At 45.1% G+C, this 15,973-nt stretch carries 14 protein-coding genes; 8 read left to right on the top strand and 6 right to left on the bottom strand.

The window, feature by feature from the left end; all coding sequences use genetic code 11:
- Positions 1 to 206: 206 nt before the first annotated feature.
- Positions 207 to 2,549, bottom strand: a complete 2,343-nt coding sequence (locus tag U2F10_RS09375; protein ID WP_499866449.1) for an ATP-binding protein — start codon at positions 2,547 to 2,549, stop codon at positions 207 to 209.
- Between the two features lie 249 nt (positions 2,550 to 2,798).
- On the opposite strand from U2F10_RS09375, the gene U2F10_RS09370 reads away from it, so the two are divergent.
- The gene (locus U2F10_RS09370; protein WP_499871824.1) at positions 2,799 to 3,257 is read left to right on the top strand and encodes a carboxymuconolactone decarboxylase family protein; all 459 of its coding nucleotides are present in this window, start codon (positions 2,799 to 2,801) and stop codon (positions 3,255 to 3,257) included.
- 12 nt (positions 3,258 to 3,269) lie between these two features.
- On the top strand, positions 3,270 to 4,211 hold the full coding sequence (locus U2F10_RS09365; RefSeq protein WP_163698541.1) for an RNA polymerase sigma-70 factor: 942 nt from the start codon (positions 3,270 to 3,272) through the stop codon (positions 4,209 to 4,211).
- Positions 4,212 to 4,331: 120 nt separating this feature from the next.
- On the opposite strand, the gene U2F10_RS09360 is transcribed toward U2F10_RS09365, so the two are convergent.
- Positions 4,332 to 5,120, bottom strand: a complete 789-nt coding sequence (locus U2F10_RS09360; protein ID WP_163698544.1) for an inositol monophosphatase family protein — start codon at positions 5,118 to 5,120, stop codon at positions 4,332 to 4,334.
- Positions 5,121 to 5,652: 532 nt separating this feature from the next.
- Here U2F10_RS09360 and sir point away from each other — a divergent pair.
- Positions 5,653 to 7,404 (top strand): sulfite reductase, ferredoxin dependent, encoded by a 1,752-nt coding sequence (gene sir, locus U2F10_RS09355; protein WP_499058459.1) that lies wholly within the window; start codon positions 5,653 to 5,655, stop codon positions 7,402 to 7,404.
- A gap of 25 nt (positions 7,405 to 7,429) precedes the next feature.
- Here the strand turns inward: sir and U2F10_RS09350 are convergent, their stop codons facing one another.
- Entirely contained in the window at positions 7,430 to 8,848 is a 1,419-nt protein-coding gene (locus tag U2F10_RS09350; RefSeq protein WP_163664183.1) for a LuxR C-terminal-related transcriptional regulator, read from the bottom strand.
- A 149-nt stretch (positions 8,849 to 8,997) separates the two neighbouring features.
- Here U2F10_RS09350 and U2F10_RS09345 point away from each other — a divergent pair, with 149 nt between their 5' ends.
- A complete protein-coding gene (locus U2F10_RS09345; protein WP_163664181.1) occupies positions 8,998 to 9,948 on the top strand; it encodes a bifunctional helix-turn-helix transcriptional regulator/GNAT family N-acetyltransferase in 951 nt (316 codons plus the stop codon).
- 433 nt (positions 9,949 to 10,381) lie between these two features.
- Complete coding sequence (locus tag U2F10_RS09340; RefSeq protein ID WP_163664179.1) at positions 10,382 to 10,627, top strand: hypothetical protein; 246 nt, start codon at positions 10,382 to 10,384, stop codon at positions 10,625 to 10,627.
- A 379-nt stretch (positions 10,628 to 11,006) separates the two neighbouring features.
- Here the strand turns inward: U2F10_RS09340 and U2F10_RS09335 are convergent, their stop codons facing one another.
- From U2F10_RS09335 to U2F10_RS09325, 3 genes are all read right to left on the bottom strand, one after another.
- The gene (locus U2F10_RS09335) at positions 11,007 to 12,689 is read right to left on the bottom strand and encodes an ATP-binding protein (protein ID WP_499871822.1); all 1,683 of its coding nucleotides are present in this window, start codon (positions 12,687 to 12,689) and stop codon (positions 11,007 to 11,009) included.
- Positions 12,690 to 12,867: 178 nt separating this feature from the next.
- Positions 12,868 to 13,083, bottom strand: a complete 216-nt coding sequence (locus U2F10_RS09330; protein WP_499871820.1) for a hypothetical protein — start codon at positions 13,081 to 13,083, stop codon at positions 12,868 to 12,870.
- Positions 13,084 to 13,521: 438 nt separating this feature from the next.
- Entirely contained in the window at positions 13,522 to 14,001 is a 480-nt protein-coding gene (locus U2F10_RS09325) for a host attachment protein (protein WP_163664175.1), read from the bottom strand.
- Positions 14,002 to 14,301: 300 nt separating this feature from the next.
- On the opposite strand from U2F10_RS09325, the gene U2F10_RS09320 reads away from it, so the two are divergent.
- The 3 genes from U2F10_RS09320 (at position 14,302) to U2F10_RS09310 (ending at position 15,955) form a co-directional block, all read left to right on the top strand.
- Positions 14,302 to 14,538: an SH3 domain-containing protein gene (locus U2F10_RS09320; protein WP_163664173.1), complete on the top strand. Its 237-nt coding sequence runs from the start codon at positions 14,302 to 14,304 to the stop codon at positions 14,536 to 14,538.
- 105 nt (positions 14,539 to 14,643) lie between these two features.
- Positions 14,644 to 15,036, top strand: a complete 393-nt coding sequence (locus U2F10_RS09315) for a hypothetical protein (RefSeq protein WP_163664171.1) — start codon at positions 14,644 to 14,646, stop codon at positions 15,034 to 15,036.
- 238 nt (positions 15,037 to 15,274) lie between these two features.
- A complete protein-coding gene (locus U2F10_RS09310; protein ID WP_006514074.1) occupies positions 15,275 to 15,955 on the top strand; it encodes a hypothetical protein in 681 nt (226 codons plus the stop codon).
- Positions 15,956 to 15,973: the final 18 nt, after the last annotated feature.

The raw sequence follows: 15,973 nt of genomic DNA, 5'->3' as shown, positions 1-15,973 counted from the left end.
TCGAGGCAAAACCGATACTGAACTTGCCTCAGCCAGTGATGTAGCCAGACGTATATCGATTGCTGCCGGTGAAGAGAACCGGCATGGCACGCTTACAAAGCTAATGTCTTGGCTTGTTTCACTTAAGAATACTACTTCATTAATCTAGAGCTAGAGCCTAACGGAGTTTTGACTAGGATAGCGCACCCGTAACGAAAATGTCCAAGTTATGAATTTCTATTGCTTAGAAGTTGTTGTATAAGCTGGTCCAGCTGTTTGAGTTTAACCGGCTTACTGAGATACTCATTGGCCCCAGCCTCAAGGCAGCGATCGCGATCGCCCTCCATGGCCAATGCCGTTAGGGCAATGATGGGAATATGGGCAAGGGCCGGATCACGGCGAATATGGCGTATTGCCTCTAGACCATCCATCTGTGGCATTTGAATATCCATGATGATGACGTCAGGCTGTTGGGATTTACTCAGGCTAATGGCCTCTTCACCGTTCCTGGCAATGATTAAATGGTAGCCTTTGGCCTGGAGATAATTGGAGAGTGTTATAACATTGGCCTCATTATCCTCTGTCAGTAAAACAATGGGACCACGCTCGTTTACCTGAGTAGGTTGTTCGATGCCGGTATATATACTGGCATCAGTCGTGTTTGCGATTTGAGTTTCGTTAGCACAAGGCAGGGTGATGCTAAAGCAGCTGCCATTGTCGACTTGGCTCGTGACCTTGACTTCGCCACCGTGCAGCTTAACAATCCGCTTGACTAAGGAAAGCCCTAAGCCGGTGCCATTGTATTGGCGATTGAGGGCACTGTCGATTTGAATAAATGGTTGAAATAGTTTTGGAATATTTTCAGGAATAATGCCAATACCGGTGTCAATAACGGAAATTTTTAAGCTGTTGGCCACTTTATAGCTGTCTTGTGTCGATATAGGTAAGGGTGGACCTGACTTAACCATTAATGTGATACACCCACCATCAGGAGTAAACTTAACTGCGTTATCGAGCAAGTTAATCAAAACCTGGCGAATCCGTCGTTCGTCAATAAACAACAGGGGAGACTTATGCGGTAGTTCGGTTTTGAGATGTATCTGTTTTCTCAAAGCTCGCTCTTTAATAAAAGCAAGGCTAGAGTTGCAGAGAGGGGCAATGGCAGTGGGATGACAATCTAGAGCGACATGGCCAGATTCAATTTTGGATAGGTCAAGAATGTCGTTAATCAGTTCTAGGAGATGTTTACCACTGCTCTCGATAGTGCCCAGGGCCTTATGTTGTTTCTCATTGATAGAGCCAAACACTTGCTCCTGCAACCCATCTGCCATACCTAAGATGGCATTAAGAGGTGTGCGTAACTCATGGCTCATGTTAGCTAAAAATTCAGTCTTGGTGCGGTTAGCCTGGTGGGCCGCGTCCTCAGCTTCTTTGTAGTGGGTAATATCTTGGAAAATGCCAATGACCCCCATGACTTCCCCGTCTAAATTCTGAAGGGGGATTTTATTGGTTTCTAACCAGCCCTGTTTACCCTTGCCGTTAGACATCGGTTCGATAATGCCAAACTCAGGTTCCTTAGACTCTCTGATTCTGCGATCGCACTCAATATAGAAACTGGCTTCTTCCTTGGCCCACGGCATATCATAGTCAGTCTTTCCGATGATTTCCCCAGGCTCTAGACCAGCTACCTCAGCAAAACTTTGATTGCACCCTAGAAATGTATTTTCTCGATCTTTCCAAAAAATTGATTGGGGTAGGTTATTGATCACCAGATAGAGCAAATTTTGAGACTCAGAGAGTTCTTTAGTGCGCTCTTTTACTGTGTGCTCTAGATTTTGAGAGTAATTTTGTAATTCCTTAAAGGCTGCCTGTAGTTGGAGAATTCCGTGGTTGGAATGTAAGTTGGGCTGAACCACTAATGACCGCGCTAACCACCCCAGTAAAGGTAGGGCAATCAACCACATAACGCCCAAAATGCCCCCTGCAATGATAAAAACACGCACCGTGTTTTGACCGACAGACGTTGCATCCATTTCAATTACCAGGATGCTATCAGAACGCCTTAGCTGACTTTGAATTGGGGCATATCCATGTAAAACGGCTATGCCTTCTCGATTGGTACGGATAGTTGTTTCAGTAATCGGTGCTTGAATCTTAGTCTGCTGTTGTAAAAGATGGGGTAAGTCAGAACACACATCTCCGACCCTAGTCGGAGACTGGGGAAGACGATTTCCCCCAGGACGATAGTCTGAGGTAACGCTGTAGTGGCCATTGCGAAGTTGCACGATGTAAAGACGAACAATCCTGGGCTCCGAGGCTTGAATATCTTGCAATATTTTCTGATTAACAATAGGGTCAGAGTCAGTATCTTTAGGCTGATCATTGACAGATTGATAAGCACTATCAATCTGTAGGGCAGCTAAGCTAACGGTTCCCAGTAACCGATCTTGTAATTCTGCCCGTTGAGATCGCTGTAGCTGCCAATAAATTCCTACAGATAGAGCACCTGCCATCAAAGCAAGCAGACCGGAATAAGCAACGACAAGCTTGGTACTGAGATTCCAACGCATTCTCTTCCCCTACTCCTTTGCCTAAGGATCTAGCCCAAGCTAGTTTGAATAACCTCAGCCTAGCCAATTTTCACAGTAAAGGGGGCATAATTCACACTATTAACGGCAAATGGATAAGTAAAGTTACCACAGGCCTAAAATTTGTCGGTGTTCCCATCCAAAACTTCCCAGCAGATTATAGAGTACCTGTCACATTTCTAGTTCCCATCTCGTCTTCTCTAATGGAGACCTTTGATCGGAATATCCCCCATGACGACACGATTTGAATTTCAAAAAGTGGCCCCCGCTGCCTTCCGAGCCATGATGGAAGTAGAAAACTATGTTCGTAAAAGTGGCCTGGACAACTCCCTGGTGGAATTGGTGAAAACCCGAGCATCCCAAATTAACGGCTGTGCTTTCTGCATTGATATGCACACTAAAGATGCCAGACATGGGGGTGAGACAGAGCAGCGACTCTATGCCCTCAGTGCATGGCAAGAAACGCCCTTTTTTACACCTCAAGAACGCGCGGCCTTGGCCCTTACCGAAGCCGTCACCTTGATTGGAGAAAATGGTGTGACTGATGCAGTATATGAAGAGGTAAACCGCCACTTTACACCTGAGCAAATCGCCAACCTGCTGATGGCGATTGTTGCAATCAATGCTTGGAATCGCCTTAGCATTACAACCCAGATTTTACCCGGCAGCTATCAAGTTCAAGCAGTATAGGATAAGGTGACCATGATTACCGTAGCCAAAAACGACCCCATCGATCGACTTGACGTGTTTAATCAATATCGTTCGCTTTTGTTTGCGATCGCATATCGCATGCTTGGCAGTGTCACGGATGCCGAAGACATGGTGCAAGACACCTTTCTCCGATGGCAACAGGCATCTGAGAAATCCATCAAATCGACCCAAGCCTATCTGACTACAATCATTACTCGCTTGTGTATTGACCGGCTACGCTCTGCCCGTGTCCAGCGAGAACATTATATCGGGTCGTGGCTGCCTGAACCGATCGTCACTGAATCCACTACCAACTCAGCTACTGACCCCATGACAGTGGCTGAGTTGGCAGACTCTCTAACCATGGCCTTTTTGGTTTTACTAGAGCGACTATCACCATTGGAGCGGGCTGTTTTTTTGCTACGGGAAGCCTTTGGCTATGATTACAACGAGATTGGCCAGATTGTCGAGAAAAAAGCAGCCACTTGTCGTCAAATTTTTCGACGGGCACGTCAGCACCTGGCTGATCAGCGGCCACGCTTCCAGACCTCGCTTCAGCAGCAAGAACAGCTCACCTATAAATTTATGCAGGCCTCTCAGCAGGGTGACGTCCAGGGACTACTCGACCTACTGGCTAAAGACATTACGCTTTGGTCCGATGGTGGTGGTCAGGTTGTGGCTTGTCTGAAGCCGCTGCACGGTGCAGCTAAGGTGGCCGGATTCCTACGGGCAATCTACCGTCGGGCTCAAAAACTTGGCTGGGAATATGAGGTTGAGCTGGCTCAGATCAATGGCCAACCTGGCCTGGTTTACACCCGTGACAACACTATCGAAACTGTTGTGGCCATTGAGATTGTTGATAATCGCATTCAGTCTCTTTATTTTATGAGAAACCCGGACAAGCTAAAACAGAGTTTTTCAAAAGCCATTGCTGAGATGGTGAGCCTGCGGTAAAAACACGATTAAGTGGAGAACACCCTACTATTCAACCCTCATGTGAGAACTGATGAGAAATGAGAACACCAATAGTCTGGAGGCGTAATAGGGCGTATCTTTCTGCATGGGACTGTCCTTTTAGGTCTTTAAATAACGCTGATATATCTCCTGGGCAACATGTTTGTTAGCACTGGCGACATATCGAAAGTTGTAGGTGCGAAGTTTTTGCAGTCCCCCCAATGTCTGAAATACATCTGAGCACTCGGTAAAGTCTTGCCCGGTGGCATCAATCAGGGCTCCACCTTTCTGTTTAAGAAATGCGATCGCACCACAGACATCCCAAAAAGAGCCCTTACCCATCAAGGCAAAGTCTAACCGTGGGCGTTGACGATGGCGAGAATCACAGCACCACATCAACGTAGGCACAGCCGCACCTAACTGTCGACGTTTGAGCGTTAATCCATGCAAGGGTTGATTTTCAAACGTGCTGTCGATACCGTAGAACTCAGCTGAAGCTAAGGTCTTTAACGGTTTCATAATCGGCACACTGTCCTGGCTAAAAAAGAGTTCCCTTGTAAATGGCAATGAGATAATTCCACTGCTGATGGCACCATCTTTCACAAAGCCAATGGAAATGGCCCATAGAGGAATGCCTGCCTTAAAGTTGGCGGTACCATCTAGGGGATCTACCAAAAACCAGGTGCCATCTTGGGATGGTTTATCCTGTCCGATTTCTTCAGCCACGATACCAGAGGCGGGAAAGTCTTTTTCAATGGCTGCTAAGAGGATGCGTTGCGATCTCATATCCACGTCAGAAACAATGTCAAACTTGTCTGTTTTAGTCTTAAAGACAATGTTTTCATCCATAAACATCTGTTTCTGATACTGGGCCACCTCTGAAACGGTTGGTATCAGGCTTTCAATCATAAATCAGGCTAATGCTCTATGGTTAATGTTTACTGTCGGTGCCTCTGTCTAAGCCTCCTCTATCTAAGCCTCCTCTATCTAAGCCTCCTCTATCCAAACATCCTCTATCTAAGCCTCCTTCTATGGAGGTGCTGTCAAGATGATTGTACGGCACCTATGGGTATTTGACGATCATAGTCATTAAAGTCAACCTGGGTCACCTGGCACTAACAACAAATATTTGCCCTGGCGAAATCCATAGGTATAAACCGTCACTGGCTGAAAATTACCCATAATTCAGGGGTGAAACCCTGGCAAAATCAATAGTAACCCTGTTGTATATGGCCGCTGTTTGCTTAAGCTCGATTACTTGACATCCTGGTCTGCATAGACTGTGGACAATATTGAAATTCACAATCAGTCTCGCTTTAAAACTGCTCTCAATACTCCTAAAATATAGGGTTACGGTGCCTACTTCAGTACGCTTAAGCTGTAACAGAATTCGGTTTGGATATGACCATATCTGAACTATTGTTTCTCGGTCTAGAAGAAGATGGGCGCTCAAAAATCCTCTAAAGGAACCTCTCAGAGAAAACTCTCGAAAATAGAAAAGATAAAGGCAAATAGTAATTTTTTGCGCGAACCCTTAGCAACAGAATTATTACAAGATACGAACCATTTTAGTGAAGCTGCCCAGCAAATTCTCAAGTTTCATGGTTCTTATCAACAGGATAACCGTGATAACCGAGTCAAAGGGCAAGGGAAAGACTATCAACTGATGCTGCGCACACGAACGCCCGGTGGAATTGTGCCCCCGCAGCTCTATTTAACATTAGATCATTTATCAGAGAGTTACGGTAATCAAACCCTGAGAGCAACAAGCCGTCAAGCCTTTCAAATGCATGGGGTACTCAAGCAAGACTTGAAAACTGTCATTGCTGATATTATCAACAATATGGGCTCAACCCTGGGGGCATGTGGTGATCTGAATCGCAATGTGATGGCCCCTCCCGCTCCGTTTACACAGCGCTCAGACTATCAATATGCTTGGGAATATGCCAATAATGTGGCTAATTTATTCACGCCACAAACAGGGGCATACTATGAGATTTGGCTAGATGGCGACAAGGCAATCAGCGCTGAAGAAGATCTCAACCCAAATGCAGCTCGACAACAAGTTTTAAATAATAACGGCAGCTCCAACATCACTGAGCCTTTCTACGGTCCTCACTATTTACCCAGAAAGTTTAAGTGCTGCGTGACCGTACCAGGGGATAACTCTGTTGATGTGTATACCCACGATATTAGTCTAGTTGTCATAACTGATCAAAATGGTGAGCTGGAGGGATTTAATGTCCTAACCGGTGGAGGCATGGGGCGTACCCATAATAAAGAAGAAACGTTTGCTCGTCTGTCTGATCCCCTGGGCTATGTCCATAAGGATGACATTTACTCCTTACTTAGAGCCATTGGTGCACTACAACGAGACTATGGCGATCGCACGAATCGGCTCCATGCCAGAATGAAATACCTGATCCACGATTGGGGCATCGATACGTTTAAGACCAAGGTCGAAGGCTATTTTGGCAAACCTTTACAACCATTTAAGGACCTTCCTCCCTGGCAATACCAAGACTTTCTTGGCTGGCACGAGCAAGGAAATGGCAATCTATTTCTCGGCCTCTTAGTTGAGAATGGACGGATTCAAGATCAGGGTAGCCTGAGGTTAAAAACGGCTTTGCGGGAAATTGTAGGACAGTTTAACGTCCCCTTGCGGTTGACCCCTCACCATAATGTTCTCCTCTGCGATATTCAGCGATCTCAGCGCCATGTCATTGAAACAATTTTAGAAAAACACGGTTTGACTAGTCATCCAGATCAACTCAATGGCCTGATTCGCTATGGTATGGCGTGTCCAGCATTCCCCACCTGTGGTTTAGCCATCACTGAATCAGAACGAGTATTTCCAGCGATTTTGCAGCGAATTAATCAATTACTAGAAACGCTAGATCTGGCAGATGAACCCCTGATCATTCGTATGACAGGCTGTCCCAATGGCTGTGTCCGTCCCTATTTAGCGGAATTAGGTCTAGTGGGCAAGGGACCTGGCAGCTATCAGGTTTGGCTAGGCGGAACTCCTGATGGAACAGCATTAGCCCAACCCTATGGCCCAAGCCTACAGATTGAAAACTTAGAAACTTTTTTAGAACCGATATTTCGTTATTTTCAAGCCAATCGCAAACCCGGTGAACGCTTTGGGCCCTTTTGCAATCGTATTGGGCTGGATAGGTTGCAGGCTGTTTAAGGAGAAAAGAGATGACTGACGGCTCTCACAAATTAAGTCCATGGGTATTTATTAACTGATACAGTGCCTGCAATCGGGTTTTGGCTTTGACTTTAGCTAAGATATTGTTGATATGAAACTTGACGGTACTGTCGCTAATGTGGAGCTGCTCTGCAATGTCGCGATCTCGAAATCCCTGGGTCAGTAATCCAATCACCTCTTGTTCTCGATTGGAAAGCCGCAGTTGTGGTTGACTACCCTTGTTGCCAAGACCCCATTCCTCTCCTTTTATGACTGCTTCTACAGCAACTCGTAGTTGGTTGGCTGTGGTGGAAAGTGTGACTTGGGCATTGACCCCATCCGGTCTGATGTTGGCATTGTGATGAAGCCAAATGATGCGATCGCAACTACCGACTAAATCAACCTGATCCGTTAACAAAGGAATATGACGTTCCTGAGTCATCTGTACTGTGATCCCGGCCAAATGTGCTAGTTGGGTAAAGCCAGTTTGCAAGAGTGGTAAGCGACATTGAATGTTCAGCGATACTTCTGGAAGACTCACTACCGCTGGAAATGCCAGGGATATGTGCAGAGCATTAATGCTAGTTTCGGCATTAATCTTCAGGGAGCCACCAAAATAGGTAGCAATTGAGGTTAAATTCCCAAATACTAAAGCTTCCCAAGCTTGTTGTTCCTGGTACATCAAAGATGTGGTTGTCACTATTGCCTCTAAGGCTACCGACTTGATGTCATAGGCTAAACGACAGTAGGTACAATCGAGGGTTTTAAGAATTTCAGCAACCTTTAGGAATAGTTGAGTCTGGGATAAATCGAGGGCGCGCTCTGTTCCTAAAACTGTCAACTTTATCGACCCCAGTATCTGTGCGAGGCTGTCAGAGAGTGAAAACTCAGTAAGGGTGTTTGCGGGAATAGTTACGGGTGAAGGGTGAGTTTCTTTTTGATGCAGCGAGGCCATCTCTAATGCCACCGTTAATGTGGTACAAAACCCCAACAAAACTTCTAAAAATTCTGCCCCCATGGGATGATGGCCAAAGACGGCCAATACGCCAATCACCTTGTCAGCATTGGCTAAAGGATAGCCAGCAAAGCTAGTAATATCATTAGCGATCGCCCATTCAGGATATCGAATCCAGGATTCCTCGGCTAAGTGGTTGCTCAAAAGAGCAACACGATTTTGCGCAATTTTGCCAATTTTTAATTCCCCCATGGGGATACGGCTAAACGAACCGTCTGTGCGCGTATACAGCCCCGAGGATGCCACCAGTCGCAACAGTTTACGATCGGGCTCAATCAACCAAATTCGTGCAAAGGCACAGTTAAACTGCTCTATTAAACCCTCTGTGGCTATGCGGGCAATGTCCTCTTGATCAAGGGAACTAGAAAATCCCTGAGCAATTTGAGTGGCCCGTTGTAAGTCCCAGACTAACCGTGCATCGTCCAGCATATCAGCATTTTCCTTGATGCTACATCCCGGTGAATAGCCATTTTCCCATAAGCAATAGATTACAAAACCTTAACTGGAAATTTGTAAGTCGATATCAGAAAATGGCTCTACATTATTATGTAATCAATTACGTAATTACCTTCAAGGTTATGAATTTTTATCAGCAGGTGGGCAAAATGGCCTTGGGAAGTCGTCTCCGCCGCTTAGGGGAAAAGCTGCTGGAGGATGCTACCGAAGTCTATGCTCTATACGATGTGGATCTTGATCCCAAATGGTTTCCTGTTTTTTATGTGCTTTCCCATCAGCCAGGTGCTTCCATTACGGAGATCGCTCAAACCATTGGTCATTCCCACCCATCAGTGAGCCAGATTGTCAAAGAAATGAAGAAAAAAGAGTTAGTGATTACCGATAAAAGCCAAAAAGACGCCAGGGTAACTATTGTTCGCTTATCTGAAACAGGCAGGCAGTTAATCCCCAAGATAGATAAGCAATATAGTGATGTTGCTCAGGCCGTTGAATCTTTACTTTCAGAAACCCAATTCAATCTCTGGAAAGCCTTGGAAGAGGTTGAATTTTTGCTAGATGAAAAGAACTTTCTTGTGCGTGTGCGAGATGCCCGTAAGCTACGTGAGCAGCAGCAAATTGAGATTATTGACTACAGGCCAGAGTTTCACGACGACTTTAAGCAGCTAAACTACACCTGGATTGAGCATTACTTTACCGTCGAAGAGTCAGATCGCCAGTATCTAGAACATCCTGATCAAAAAATATTGGCACCAGGGGGGCACATTTACATGGCTCGATATGAGAACAAAATTGTCGGTACCTGCTCTCTGGTAAAAATAGATGATACTCGCTACGAGCTGTCTAAAATGGCTGTTGCAGCAGATATGCAAGGTAGAGGTATTGGTTGGTCATTAGGTCAAGCGGCCATCCGTAAAGGTCATGAATTAGGTGCGAAAACGCTTTATATAGAAAGCAATACCACATTAAAACCAGCCATTAGCCTTTATCAGAAACTGGGATTTCAAAAGATTGTTGGTCCAGCGTCTCCCTATGAGCGTTGCAATATTCAACTAGAGCTGTCGTTAGAGCCCTAACCATTGATAGCGTGGCGCATAGTGACAAGTATCATACAGCTTAAAGAAATAAGTCATTGTGCAATCTAATGTTTGCGGCTATTCCGTTTGACAATTTGGTAGCAGGCTCTTTGATACAGAACTAATTTGTGCTGTCTGCGACACTGGTTGGTGTTCTAAGTAGTGAAATGCTAAACGGCGTGTTAAGAGCCACGTTTTGTTAATATTTATCCTTTGCAAATAAAGCTCAAAGTCAATCCACAAGCTTTTTACGCTGTCATTGATAAAAATTAATCTGAATAAACTGTTGATGAAAACTGAATAAACATGAACTTTTCCGGATTGTTTATGTCAAGGATGACTGCAACAGTGAATTTGTTGCACTGTGCAGATAGATTAAACCATCATGAGTTCTAAGTTTTTTCCAAAGTTTACGATAGCTACTGCTTATCCTATGATGTTTTCCTCGGGTGATCTAAAGCACATTGAGTCTGAAATGCTCCAGGTTATTTTTTCTGAGTCAAACTCTGCTTCTAGGAATTTATCTGAGCCGTCGAGTAATTATTTCTTTGACACCATTGAGACTCCAACTGAATTATATCGTTGGGTCCAAAATACTGAGTCTCAACGGTTGCATCAATTAAGGCAGCTAGAGCGGCTTTGGCAAATTGAGCCAGAAGATTTCTCTAAAAGAGGATAAAACAATCCAGGGAAGACTTAGTTGGTAGTATTTGTTTCAATGTTTCGTAGCTCACAAGTTTGCTACAGTTTGCTACATATAGTTCCTGGCTTAGCTTATTTATATAAATGTGTCTAAATCGTCCAACTAATGGATTCCTATTGGTTAGAACGAGGTTATTAAAGACAGTGCAGTTCTGAGTTAGTTTGATGATGGTTAAAGGGTGCGATCGCACAACCGTCTGATCAGTGTCTGTCTACACTGGGCCCAAACATCATCATTATCAGAGTAGAGAGTAGCTTCGCTTTGTAGTAGATTCGGCTAGATTGAGCATTTTATCAGTAGCGATGGGCGATAACTATGCTTGTAACCTGTAGCTTTAAAGGACCCTTATCAAGAGTTAATTAGTTTCAGCCATCCTAAACACCACCGATATCACCGTCCCTGTTGCCGCCGTCGACTCAATCGTAAAATACCCCCCATGGGCCTCCACAATCCGTTTTACAATCGCTAAACCCAATCCTGTACCTGTAGATTTTGTCGTAAAAAATGGCTTGGTCAACTTGGGCAACACATCTGGCGGAATTAGCTCGCCGCCATTGTGAATACGTAAACACACCTGACCGGGCTCTGTCTCCAAATAGCAAGTCACCGCACTGCCTGGCTCAATTGCTTCACAAGCATTACTCACCAAGTTGATCAACACCTGTTTCAACTTGTCTGCATCCCCCTGGATGATTACCTGTTTGTCAGTGGTTTTTAACACCATCGATCGACCTGTTGCAAGGGGTTGAACCCTGAGGGTGTCTAACACCTCAGTCGTTAACTCAGTTAGATTAACGTGGGTAGTTTGCAATTTTTGTGGTTTGGCATAGAGTAAAATCTCGTTTAACAGGGACTCTAAACGCTCAGCTTCCGCAGCGGCCAAGTTCAGACGCATCGCATTTCTCTCGGAGAGATCAGCGTTACGCAGGGCACCTAACCCCATCTTGACCGTGGTGAGGGGATTACGCACCTCATGAACAATCATAGAGGCCAATTCCCCCACTTCTGCCAACGCCGCCAGGGCCTGTTCGGCACGTTTGCGATCGCGAATATCCCTGACAATCGCCACCACACATATCCGCTCGGCATACTCTATCGTCGAGGCAGAAATTTCTGCGGGTACGGTGATACCAGATTTGGTCAGACAAGTGAGCTGATCCGTCCAGCCTTGACCTGTTTGCAACACCGATTCGGCAAAGGCCAAAAATTGTGGCATCTCTTGGGGATGAATACTGGAAATGTGAACACTCTCCAGTAGTTCTTGGTGGCTGTAACCCAGTAGTTGCGTGGCTTGAGGGTTCGCTTCCAAAACGCGATCGCTAGTGGGATCAATGACAAAAATAGCGTCGTTTGAAGCATCGAAAATTCGGCGTAAGTGCTCTTCACTGTCTTTAAGCTGAGCATTCAGCTCTGTCAGTTCCGCCGTACGCTGGAGCACCCGTTGCTCTAATTCAGCATTGATTGTCATCAGTTTAGACTGGGCTGCACGCAGCTCCTGGGTCCGTTTGATCACTTCTGCTTCTAGCGCTTCGTTAAATTTCTGTTGTTGTTGCCATAGTTGATGATTATCAATGGCCGTTGCCGCTCGCTCAGCAAAAAGCTCTGCCATACTGATGAGCTCGTTAGAAAACGGTCGTGGTTGTTGGCTAAAGCTACAAATTGTACCAATGGTCTTACCCGTCACCGTCCGCAGTGGGACGCCCAAATAGGCAGAATATCCCTCCGGTCCTTCACCATGGCTGCGATCGACAATAAAGTTTTCCACCGTCAGCGGACATCCCGTTTTCACCACTTTGTCCGTTAGGGTGCCATGCAACTCATACACGGCTTCTGGATCGTCGTTTAAGTCAAGGGTACTGGCCAGAATTCGTTCTGAATTATCCCAACAAAGGGTGACCACAGCCCAGTCTGTCCCTAAAATACTCTGAACTCCCTGGGCTAATTGATTTAGATAGTGGGTAAGATTGCGATCGCGGTAGCTTAAATTTGTGAGTACATCAAGAGTTTGCTGAGCTAGAACATACTCGGATTGAGACATAGCAAATCAGTTACAGCCAGGGAGTTCAGGCAACTACGCCACTTATTTCAGAATACAACATCCTTTAAATGCCTAAAACAAAGCTGTGATCTTACTTAAAGCATCGATCACAGCTTTTGGTTTCAGATTTTAAATCACGGTTTTACAGAAAAATCAAACCTGCAATGTTTACGGGTAGCTACGATACTGTTGCTGTTTCAACATCCAAACTATCCAGTAAACCAGCCTCTAGTTTGTCCAGTAGACTACCAGCAGACTCAGATGTTTTATCAGTGACGGATGGGAGTTCTTCAGGAATTTCAAATCGACAGCTGCCACAGCGTAAAAAAGGGCCAGATTTACTAGCATGACGTAGTAATTGAACGCCACAGCAGGGACAGGATTCCATCAGCATAAAAAACCTCATTAACAACAGCTTTAAATCAACAATTTTCTGTCAGTAGCCTATATTACTGACAGAAAATTGAGGGGTATGCGTTGCGTGAATAGCTAGCTGATCGATGCCCAATAGCAACAACCAGCATTAGACGCTGTAGCAGACTGTATTTTTGGACAGCCTTAAAGGCGTCTATCATTCCTTCCATACCAAACAACGGGCGACATTCGTGACATGCTAAATACTCTAAGCATGGTTAAGCCCTGTAAAGGGATTTTGCACACATTGTCTTTACAATAACAAGTGTAACTATTTATTGCCATGTCGCTGGCAATAAAATGTGTCGCCTGTAACTGTCAAACCCTCATGGACAGTAGATCTTAAAAAGGATCATCCACAGGGAAAATAATGATTCAAATTGATCGAATACTTTAAAGACTTGGCATGGAGCTGTTTTTATTGACTAGCCATGCGTTTGGGACCAGGCAACATCTGTTTGCTGGTCAGATATTTGTGGAGTTCATGGGCATTTAAACGGCAGAGATCTTTGGATAACTCGTTAATGGTCATTGTTCCTGGCACATAGTTTTGAACAGACTCACGTAACGTTCCTAAAATATGAGGCTCTGCTACCAATACGAGGTCATAGCCAGAGAAGCTTTGGGCCATGCTGCCAATGTGCTGTAAAACCTTACTGGCAAAGCGGCGATTGGTTTCTGTAAACTGTGTTGTTTTTTCGTGGCGATTGCCGTGGTGTTTCCGCCCAATTAGATTGTTGCTAGGCCCTTTGGTGGTTATGGGCTTTTCGGCATTATTCAGGCTACTGTGCTCGGTTAAATGGGGGCCTGATTGTCCCTGATCAGAAAACTCAGTTCCGTTAAGGGTAAAAAAACGAGCTTGGGCACCATCTACAACCGCGACAAGATATGAGCGCATACGTAGTCCTAATTGTTTGTATTTGGAATCACATTGATTCTAACAGCGTAATCTTCTTGGCTTAACAGCCCTGCTCACACCTTTAACAGCGTGACTTATTTATTAATACTTTAGAAAAATATGTATCATTCGCTTAATTGTTGAAGCATAAATTTTTCTGGTTAGAATTAAATATAAAGAGCTGCTATGGAAACCTCGTGAAGGCTTTATTAGCAAATGACTACTAAATTAGGGACTCAACTCTCTCCAAGGTCTATTTCTCTGAAAAGACTGCGATGGAGCGGATTAATGCTGATACCAATGGCTTCTTTGATACTAGGAAGCCCTGGGCAAGCGCAGCAAGTACGGGTGATCCAAGCTCCAGCTCCTTACAATGCCTGTAATTTGCGCAGTCAAGGGGGCATTCAATACCGTGTGATTGGAACCTACAGAAATGGCAGGCAGGTGACATTGCTGGGGGAAGCAGGGCGCGGTTGGTACCGAGTTCAGATTGGAGAGCAGATTGGTTGGATGGCTCGGCAATGTCTTGGCCTCTAGGTCCAACAGCGGGGTATTGAGCTATGTATCTGACCAGAGTAAGTCTGTTCAATGGTGTTTATAATGTATGCTCGCGGTGATTAGGCGTTTAGATCGACTTGAGTCATGAATTTTGATACTTTTACTGAGTTTATTCAAAAAAGTTTTCGGGTTTCTCTAGGGGCAGCAGCGTCTGCAGTCGAGGCTATTCAAGATCCTCAGGCGTCTGCTAACAAATTTTCTGATATTGGTACAGATTTTAATCGGCTCACCGATGAGTTAGAAGTAAAAGGCGCGGTCACCGAGAAAGAAGCGCGTGAGTTTGTTGATAGCGTTAGTAGTAACTTTAACGATCAGTTCCCTAATCCCTTTGCCCCGTCTTCTGCTAGCAATGCCACTGTCAATACAGTGGCTAAGCCTGTGACAGACAGCGGTATTCAGGCTGAAATTAAGGCGTTGACTGAGCAATTATCGGCCATTCGTCAAGAAATTGAACAGCTCAAGGCTCAAGGGTCATAGGTGATAGCTCCAGTACGGAGTGCGGGCAATCACCGTGATTGGAGAGTAGGCCATTGAGATTGTTCAACGGATGGCATTCTCCCTGCTAAAGCCCGTTAATAAATTTGTTTGACAAAGCGTCGGCATTGCTAACAATGCTGACGCTTTATTTTTAAACACCGGACCCGTTCGAAATTTTTAGTGAGTGCTGTGTAGCTTTGGCTGGGAGTATTTCTGACGTTATTCCGGTGAGCATCATATGAAGCATTTTGCTGTCTTGATTCAGTTATTGCGCGATCGCAATCAGTTTCTTGAGGATATTCGGCGTGATGTCAAACTGGAGCGTAAAATCTTTTCGTTGCTGGTCGTCAGCTGTATATTCTTTGGGGTGTATGGAGCCATCATTGGTTCATCCAGCAGCTGGCTACAGATGATGGCATCGGCGGTTAAACTACCCGCTTTGTACCTGATTACCTTAGCCATTTGTCTTCCCACACTTTATTTCTTTGATATTCTCTTTGGCTCTAAGTTAAATTTTCGCCAATATAGTGCCATGCTAATGACCACAGTGGCTGTGATTAGCGTGCTGCTGTTCAGCTTTGCCCCCGTGGTCTTATTCTTTTTGATTTCAATTCAAGGGTATAACTTCTTTTTGCTACTCAATGTGGCAGTGATGGGCCTAACCGGTGTGATTGGCGTGCGTCTGTTTTATCAGGGGATGCGCCAGGTGGTGGGCGAAGATGCAGCAGGTAGTCAGCTGCGCAACCGTTTATTGTTAGGTTGGCTAGGTTTGTATGCGTTGGTCGGTTCACAATTAGGATGGACGCTGCGTCCCTTTTTCGGTGCCCCTAATGAACCGTTTCAGATATTTCGACCCGAAATTGAGGGGAACTTCTACGCTCAGATTTTGACAAGTCTGGGGTCCCTATTAGGTCTGTAGAAACGTTCCACAGAACGT

This window comes from Leptothoe sp. EHU-05/26/07-4, assembly GCF_043421015.1.
Taxonomy (GTDB): domain Bacteria; phylum Cyanobacteriota; class Cyanobacteriia; order Phormidesmidales; family Phormidesmidaceae; genus Leptothoe; species Leptothoe turfae.
The sequence above is the reverse complement of the archived record's forward strand: the minus strand, read 5'-3'. Positions and strand labels throughout refer to the sequence as shown.